8 protein-coding genes and 1 other RNA gene are annotated in these 7,938 nt (G+C 47.1%); 1 reads left to right on the plus strand and 8 read right to left on the minus strand.

From position 1 onward, the window contains the following. Positions 1–180 precede the first annotated feature (180 nt). Genes AC3A8L_RS17665 through AC3A8L_RS17680 form a run of 4 tightly spaced genes read right to left on the minus strand, consistent with a single transcriptional unit; the run spans position 181 to position 4,885 of the window. On the minus strand, positions 181–1,788 hold the full coding sequence (locus tag AC3A8L_RS17665) for a hypothetical protein (protein WP_487963596.1): 1,608 nt from the start codon (positions 1,786–1,788) through the stop codon (positions 181–183). Positions 1,789–1,790: 2 nt separating this feature from the next. Continuing rightward, a complete protein-coding gene (locus AC3A8L_RS17670) occupies positions 1,791–2,339 on the minus strand; it encodes an STY4526/YPO1902 family pathogenicity island replication protein (RefSeq protein ID WP_487963597.1) in 549 nt (182 codons plus the stop codon). 30 nt (positions 2,340–2,369) lie between these two features. Beyond that, positions 2,370–4,040 carry a ParB family protein gene (locus AC3A8L_RS17675; RefSeq protein WP_487963598.1) on the minus strand — a complete coding sequence of 557 codons (1,671 nt, stop codon included), beginning with the start codon at positions 4,038–4,040 and terminating at the stop codon, positions 2,370–2,372. Between the two features lie 2 nt (positions 4,041–4,042). Then, complete coding sequence (locus AC3A8L_RS17680) at positions 4,043–4,885, minus strand: ParA family protein (protein ID WP_487963599.1); 843 nt, start codon at positions 4,883–4,885, stop codon at positions 4,043–4,045. A 144-nt stretch (positions 4,886–5,029) separates the two neighbouring features. On the opposite strand from AC3A8L_RS17680, the gene ffs reads away from it, so the two are divergent. Continuing rightward, positions 5,030–5,125, plus strand: an RNA gene (ffs, locus tag AC3A8L_RS17685) — signal recognition particle sRNA small type. A gap of 100 nt (positions 5,126–5,225) precedes the next feature. On the opposite strand, the gene AC3A8L_RS17690 is transcribed toward ffs, so the two are convergent. From AC3A8L_RS17690 to AC3A8L_RS17705, 4 genes are all read right to left on the minus strand, one after another. Further along, positions 5,226–5,369 carry a hypothetical protein gene (locus AC3A8L_RS17690; protein WP_487963600.1) on the minus strand — a complete coding sequence of 48 codons (144 nt, stop codon included), beginning with the start codon at positions 5,367–5,369 and terminating at the stop codon, positions 5,226–5,228. Between the two features lie 301 nt (positions 5,370–5,670). Next, positions 5,671–6,858 (minus strand): lipase family protein, encoded by a 1,188-nt coding sequence (locus AC3A8L_RS17695; RefSeq protein WP_487963601.1) that lies wholly within the window; start codon positions 6,856–6,858, stop codon positions 5,671–5,673. 1 nt (position 6,859) lies between these two features. Beyond that, positions 6,860–7,303: a DUF6795 domain-containing protein gene (locus AC3A8L_RS17700; protein WP_487963602.1), complete on the minus strand. Its 444-nt coding sequence runs from the start codon at positions 7,301–7,303 to the stop codon at positions 6,860–6,862. A gap of 270 nt (positions 7,304–7,573) precedes the next feature. Continuing rightward, a partial coding sequence (locus AC3A8L_RS17705; RefSeq protein WP_487963603.1) for a DUF6795 domain-containing protein occupies positions 7,574–7,938 on the minus strand: 365 nt, incomplete at its 5' end.

A 7,938-nucleotide genomic window follows, 5' to 3' on the forward strand; every position in this document is an offset into this window, starting at 1 on the left:
AACACCCTGCCACCGTCAGTGACTTAACCTTCGAAGTGTTATCAGTGATAACACCCTGCCACCGTCAGTGACTTAATCTTCGAAGTGTTATCAGTGATAACACCCTGCCACCGGCAGTGACTTAATCTTCGAAGTGTTATCAGTGATAACACCCACAATCGCTTGGTGCTCCAAGATCGCCTAATTATGTAATTGCTTCCAGCGCTCAAATTCAGTGCCGTAGTTCTCGATCTCTTGTTTTTTCGCTCGAATTTCATGAGTGTCACAAATCATGGGAGGCGTCTTGTCGTGCAGTGACCTGATCAATTCACCGCAAAACGAGTCAGGAATAAACTCACCTTTTTTAATTCGAGTGCATAGCGTCCTGATGTAACCAATGGGATTACTGACATCCTCATGGTGCCAGCCGTGGACATAGGCGGCCTTCCTTGCCATGTATTGCAGCAAAATGTCTCGACGTTCGAGAGGTTCAAGCCCACCTATGGCGCGCGCGATCACCGGCATTTGAGGCTGTATTCCGAAAAATCCTATGCTCGAATAGCGCGACAAAACGGGGTCGGATATTTCAGGAAAAAAGTAATCTAGCTGCGCTTGGAAACCTCCAGAGTCGTAAGCGTTATCTGGGTCAATACTCTGGTATTTCCGTACAGCACTGCGTTGAGCATGCGATGGTTCAGGCAGTGCTTCAATTTTGCTTGATTGGAATTCAAATTCGCGGCTCTCCAGTGGAGAGATGGGCTCTACGCCAGTCTCAAGCTGCTCAATTTCAACATCGCTTAACATCCAGCCCGGTTTATTCTCGGGCTTAGGGTCACCACGTTCGGTATAGCGCGGTAGCTGATCACTGGTGTAATCCTGCTTGTCGGGCAAGTTTTCGATCCAGTCGTTCACGTCTGCCGCTGTTGCTTCTGATATCGCGCGCGCATGTGTACGCGTTTTTATTACTTTGTTATTTATACTACTCCTCCAAGAACCACTACAAAAAACACCCTTGGAAGCCAGAGCAAAATTTTTGCTCTGGTTACTTTTGGTTAAATTTTGATCCGGAGCAAAATTCTTTCTCTGGTTAAATTCCACTGTTTTGAGGTTATCTGTCTGAATTTCGAACGATTCGGATAAAAAGCCATCCAGAGCAAAATTTTTGCTCTGGATGGATGGCTCTGCGCGGGTGCTCTCATCTAAACCATAGAAATCCATGGCGTGTTCGATACGCTCACCAATATGCTCAGCCTTCGTTTTGGGTGGTTGCTGTGTTTCAGTTCTGTCGACTTCGCGCAGGACTAATCCAGCTTCTTTTCGAAGCCGTGATGATTTGTTACCAGACTTGGCCAACGCAGAACAAAATTCCAAATAGGTAGGATCGAGAGTCAATGTGTCTTCTATACTTAGGGGTTCCTCATGGAGCAAGTAAACCTCCCCTAGGAACTTTCCTTTGTGCCGTACTACACTGCAGAAGGTCATAAAACGACAAAGGCGCAGCATCTGCCGCGCCGTGGTTATCGTCGGAGCTGAACAATTCACCATTAACGCCAGCTCGTCGCGAGTTGGTGCTGTGCCTGGTTGTTGCGGGCTACTGATCGTTAACCGAAGGACTTGCCAACACAGCTTGTCGACTGGTGATAGATTGTTGTTAACGATCAAGTTGCGCGGTATCGAATCATGCCAGTTACCAGTGAACAGCACAGCGAAGTCATCCTTCGCTGCACCGGTCTCTTTCGCAAACACGAGCTCTTGTTCGACTCGTTTGATTTGCCGTCGCAATAGATCGATGGGAGGTACGTTCGACATATCTAACGATCCGAATGCTGATTCAGTGCAACCCAAGCACTGTCGATTCTGATTTGAGTCCGTTCATGTAGCTCCACCAATTTGGAGAGAGGGTCGAGAATATCCTTGAGCTTTTCCCACTCGCGAATGACTAGAAACTCATCCTCCTCATTAAGCTGCTCGATACGTCCTTTAGTATGCTCTTGAAGCCCAAGGCGCTTACGGCGTTCGTCATACTCCCGCCTAGAGGTTCCCTTGAGCGTTTCCAGTTGTGATTGGCGAATCCCGCCTTTGATCGCCTTGGATACCAGCGCGTCCTCCGCAGTTTTACCCGCTGCGTAGTTAATAAACAGCTCTATGTTCCTACGGTCAATGCTCACCCGGGCGATCGGTGCTCGAAATTCACCGGTACATGTGATTTCTTGCAGCGTGAGTTGCTTAAGTTTCATGGCGAGGGCTTCAGTGAGATCATCCAAACCTAGCTCACTGAGTGTGCTCACATCATCTGATCGCAATGCTTCTGCCGCAACGATCAAAGCCTGCTGATTAATACTCGAAAATACATTGTGCATAGTTGTCTCCTCAGGATTTTTAGTGACCGCTTAAAGCAGGCCTGCGTGATCGTTGATGATCAGCGCTGCGTATTCGATTATTGTCTCGGTCCATCGCTCTGCTGCTTCCGAAAATTGGTTTACTTCCTCAAGTGTCATATCGTTAACATTCGCGCTTTGCTTTCCTGTACGCCTGAGAGCTTGCCCATACTGCACAGTGGCTCGCGCATTCATTAATACGCTTTGAGCCTCGTCATATTTCGGAATAAACTCTTCAATACCTTCGTGAAGCAAACACTCTCCGATGTTTTCGTCCACTAGAGAACTAATCACTCCGAAGTACTCGAGCGCTAGATCAAAAGGCAGTACGTAATAAAGCTTTTCAGGCGTGATTCGATGATAGTGTTTGGTGTTAAACCGAAAGCACATCACGGGATCGCCGGTTTCTTCAACAACGTCGTCGTCAAATTCAAAGACACGAAAAACGGCACGCAACCCCTCGATAACCTTCACCCGTTGAACCGCTAAGGCTTCTTCTATGCCACCTTGGGAGTAATCGAGTGTTGACGGGTATGTGATAGGTTTCTGTTGAAGATGAGTTTCCGTTACGATCGTAGGTGTAGGCGGCGTCGCCTGCTTTGCTGCGAATTCATTCTGATGCTCAGCCTGCGCGTCAAATCCGCCATCTATTTGCGGTTCTTCCGCATAGGGTTTGCCGGTGGGGGTATTGTTGCTCTCAGGTGATATAGTTTCGCTGTAAGAAACCGGTGTTGGCGCTTCAGGCTTACGTGGTTGTGCTGGAGCCGGTGCCCCCTGGTCAAATGTCTGCTGAACAAACGCTTCTTTAGCCTCTAGAGAACTACCTGATTCGAGCCCCTGCACTTCCGCACGCACTGATGAAAGTGGAATACCCAGCCTCTCAGCCATGGCTTCCTCGACGCGGTTACGCGCTAAGTCTGGGGAAAAAGCTCCATCTTCATCGAGTTCGACAAAAACTAACTGCCAAACTTCATCAAAGTAGCCTTCCTCTGGTTTGGCAACGGCGTCCCAATACTGTCTGCAAATATTAAGTAGTCGCTTTGTACTGTTTATCGCAGGGCGCCCCATTCCCGAATCGAGGGTACTGGGTAGCCACGGGAGTAGGCTTTCAAATGCATAGATCATGGCGGTTAGATTAGGAGGTTGAAGCGACCAACCGAGTTTTGTGATCGCATCAGCCAAAGCTCGCACACCTAATGGCTCACCAGTTTCACGTTCTAGATCGGCCTTTAACCTCATAGCTGCACGAGCACGATCAATAAATGTCATCTTGCCGCGCATTTCGTTTTCGATAATGTGTGCGAGCAATACGTCACGCTCGGACACCCAAGGATGGAACATGCAATCGATTGTGAAGTAGCGAGGGTCTTGGGTTTCCTCCCATAACTCTTTCAATGCCAACAGTCGTGTGTTCCCCCCATCTTTAATCATGTAGGGCTTGTCGGGAGATTCCCGCGTTACATTCGGCGGATGATCGAGCCCGCGATACCGAATCGACTCTTTGATTGCCTCGAACTCGGGGTTCGCTGTTGTGCGAGGATTGCCGCCGTAGGGCACCAAATTGTCAATGGTGACAGGTAAGCGAGTTGCCACTCTTGGATCGGGCGGCAATGTATTTTCGTTCGCAACGATTGGCGCAGTATTTTCGCCAAATAACGCATTTTCATAATCAATTTTAGACATGGCTATTTCTTCCAGCTTGGCGATACATCAATCAGTTTGGGTTCGAGTTCATGCACTAGCTTTTTCATGATCTGAAGTGCCGAAAGCGTTGGCCCACCACGATGCCGCTCGTAACGATGTACAGGTGACTGTGCTGAAAAGGCTTCTTTGTAGCTTTTCAAGTCGGGAATTTGGGTATTGAGGACGGTTATGTGATGGTCCGCTTCGGCATCGAACCGCTTCCGCAGCTGCTTCACGACCCCTTCAGTCATGGTCGTTCTATCAGCCATGTTGATCAGCACCCGAAGTGGCGGTGGCGCAACACGCCCCGTCATATTTGGATATCCAGGCTTTGGAATCAGTTGGTTATAGGAAGCTAAGGTGCCATTTATGAATTCCCTTGCATCCAACCCATTCGGCTGTACAGGGCTCAAAACAACATCGGATGCGATTAAAACGGTCTCTTGAATGATCCCTTTAGAGCCCTGGGTATCAATAATTACGTAATCGTATTGATCGCCAAGGTGCTCAATGGCTTTTTTTAAGTTGAATGAGTTGTAAAAGCTTTCTCGTAAGAAAGTCGCGATTGCGGGGTCTTTGGAGGGGTCGTCATTTAGGACGATATCTAACCCATCGATCACAGTGCTACTGATACAACCTTCAGCACTTGCTGACTTGTACAGCTGCGTCAATCCAAATGGGGCGGTTTTAGATAGCGGATACCAACGCGATAACGATTGCTGTGGATCACCGTCGATGAGTAATACTTTTTGGTGCATATCCGCAAGGATGGCACCCAAGTTTGCTGCGGTAGTCGACTTCCCGACCCCACCTTTTGTACAGAATACACCGTATGTTTTTGGCATTTTTGATCTCCTCATATGGAGAACAAAAAGCTTGTTTGCCGGTTGTTCTAGAGCACAGCACTCATAATGCTGGGGTCGGGAGTTCAAGTCTCCCCCTAGCCACCATCATGTTTCGGGCTATATCTTAAGGCCCGCTTTATGGCGGTTTGGTCCCTTCGCAACAATTCGCTACGAACTCCGCCAGGCCCGGAAGGGAGCAACGGTAGTAGTATGATTGTGTGCGAGGTGTTGCTGAACCGCCACCCAAATTAGATAAAGCTGCGTTCTGAATACCCAGGCGTTGAGAAGCTCAGCCAAAAAGCCAACCCTAGCCTTATCTCTCCATTACACGCCGCACACGTTACCACCCGAGTCCATTAAAGCCTTCAGCTATTTCAAAAGAAACAGCGAACATCGATTGCACTCCACCAATCGGCTTTAATTTATTGACGAAAGCTCCGTATTGAAACTGAAGATCTAGCTCCTTAAGGCTCACCCGCTGCATGACACCATCTTTTTATACGGTACACCTAAGATTTCTGTTTTTTCTTCTTTTGGCGCCCCTTAATGACCAGCTCACCCTTTTCTTTCACAAAGGTATATGGCACTCCCCCCCCATCTGCGACCACCACAGCGCCGATATTGCTTGCCGAGCCACCTAATGACTTAAGCGACAACGACACCTCAATACAGCTATCGCCTCACCATTGCGGCTTAACCTCCCACTAAAACAAAAAAGCCGGCAACAATGCCGGCATTTAAAATTCAACTCTATGGTAGAGACTAGCCTATTTAAACCCGTCAGCTTAGGCCGTCAAGCTCATCACCGCTCGGGTCGCTTCTACATTCGATTTTTGAATAAGTCGCTGCAAAGCAATACTCATAAACGAACGCGTGAGCTGCTCTTCTTCAATATCAGACTTCCACCCAAGCACTTGTAAAATTTTACGCATCAAACGCACCACCAAATAGCCATTACTACCCGCAGGGGAGGCTCCTGATTTGGGGCCACCACCGCCAAAGCCTTGAGCTAAAACCGAGGCTATTGCATCGGCAATAGTGACCGCACCAATAAAACAGGCCTGCAACTTAGCAATAAACAGCGCACTCATAACTTTTCGTAGAACAAAACAAATCGCTGAATTGAGCCACTTCCACGTACTCACCGCCTGAGGGTTAACTTGAAGCTTAGATTCCAACCACTGCTTTAATTCCGCTTCAGTAGGTTCGTAATCACCCACCGGCGAAAGGCTTAACCATGAGTGTTTTCTAACGGATGCCATATATTTCCCCATCATATGATCAAAAGGCCAAATAATATTAGACGTTTGAATCATATACCCCATACTTCCAAACGGGGCATGGCAGAACGGAAATACCGGAATCATCGGCACCGGATCACTTTCGTGATACACGCGGTAAATATTCTTTTTATCCAGCTTATCGGTGAATTTTTTGGCGAATAAATGTGTGGCTGGGCGTGGCGCGCCAAAGGTATAAATCTTGGTTGTAACATTCTTATTTTTCTTAATCCAATCCGCCGCCAAGGTAGCAACGGCACCACCCAAACTATGGCCCACACAATGAACCACTTGAGTGGTTTCCGGCAAGTTCAGAATGAAGGTTTCAATCTCCTTTAACATGGATTTAAAAATATGATTAAACCCGATATGCACAGGCACATCGGTGGCCCCAATCTCTAAGCCTATGCGTGCATTACTGACCCAATCTGCACATTTATTAGCAAGGGTAGAGCCGCGAAATATCAAAAAAGCATCGTTTTTAAAATCACCAGCGCCTTTAACGCAGGTACCAAAGCTATCGCGGGCATTGATGAGCCGAAACCCGACTTCGGCTTTCATTACTGAAGTGTTTTCCTGGGATAGAATGGTCCCATTAGTATCAAAAAAAAGCTCAATAGATGCCTTATCTTTCTGCACCAGATAGATATCATTTGCAAGCTTTGCCGCTTGACGAGGTGTTAATGTAGCCATATTAAATTCTCCTTATTTCTTTCCATTTACAAAGGGTAACAATTGATCCTTCTTCATCTGCCAAATCATTTCGATCGTCATTGATATCACAAGTTAAACCAATGAACTCTCCTGGTTCGTATGTGAATTCGCCATGCAACTTATCTGACCTTTTACCTGCGGCCCAAATTTTGGTATCTACGCCGTCTAAGGCCGCATAGACCCATTGAGAAACAGCAAACTCCGTCATAGGCCCCATAGTCATGGTGTCAGTAATCACGGGCAAATCAAAATAGCCGTTACTATCCGTCTTATGGTGATACGGGCGGCGTTCGCCATCGGGCATTAATATTTCCACACGTAAATCAACATTGGCCAATGGTTCGCTGCCCTTTAAAAGCGTGCCTTTTAATGGCGACATTAATACCACTTCTTTTTTAAAGGGGTTGAGTGATGGGATGGACATACAAGCTCCTGATACGCTAACAAATAATAGAGTCAGAAGGGTAAGCTTTACGATGGGTTTCATACTCCCTCCATTGGATTAAAACAAATAGGCGGTGATTAATTATAACGCCAACACCGTCAAATAAATATAAAGCCGACGGTAAGCCCCACAGGGAGCATAGAAAAGCCGCTAAATCTTTCGCATTTTAGCGCCACTAAGATAAGATGACTAGCGCCATTGATCAGGGCGATTATCGCAGTTAGTGCTCTCAAGATTAAAGTAGTCATACTACACTCTTCTTATCTCTTCCCATTTGCATATCGTTAAAAAATATCCTTCTTCTTCCGCTAAGCGATTGCGATCACCCGTAATATCGCAAGTTAACCCCATGAACTCACCCGGCTCAAACCTAAATTCACCATGCAAGCCCGCCGATCGTTTCCCCGCATACCAAAATTCTTTTTCTTCTCCGTCAATTATCGCAATAACATGCTGACTAACCGCAAACTCTGTCATCGGCCCCATTGTCATGGTGTCTTTAATCACGGGTAAATCAAAATAACCATTAGCGTCCGTCTTGTGATGATACGGACGGCGCTCGCCATCGGGCATTAATATTTCCACACGTAAATCAACATTGGCCAATGGTTCGC

Source organism: Marinagarivorans sp. (assembly GCF_982758155.1).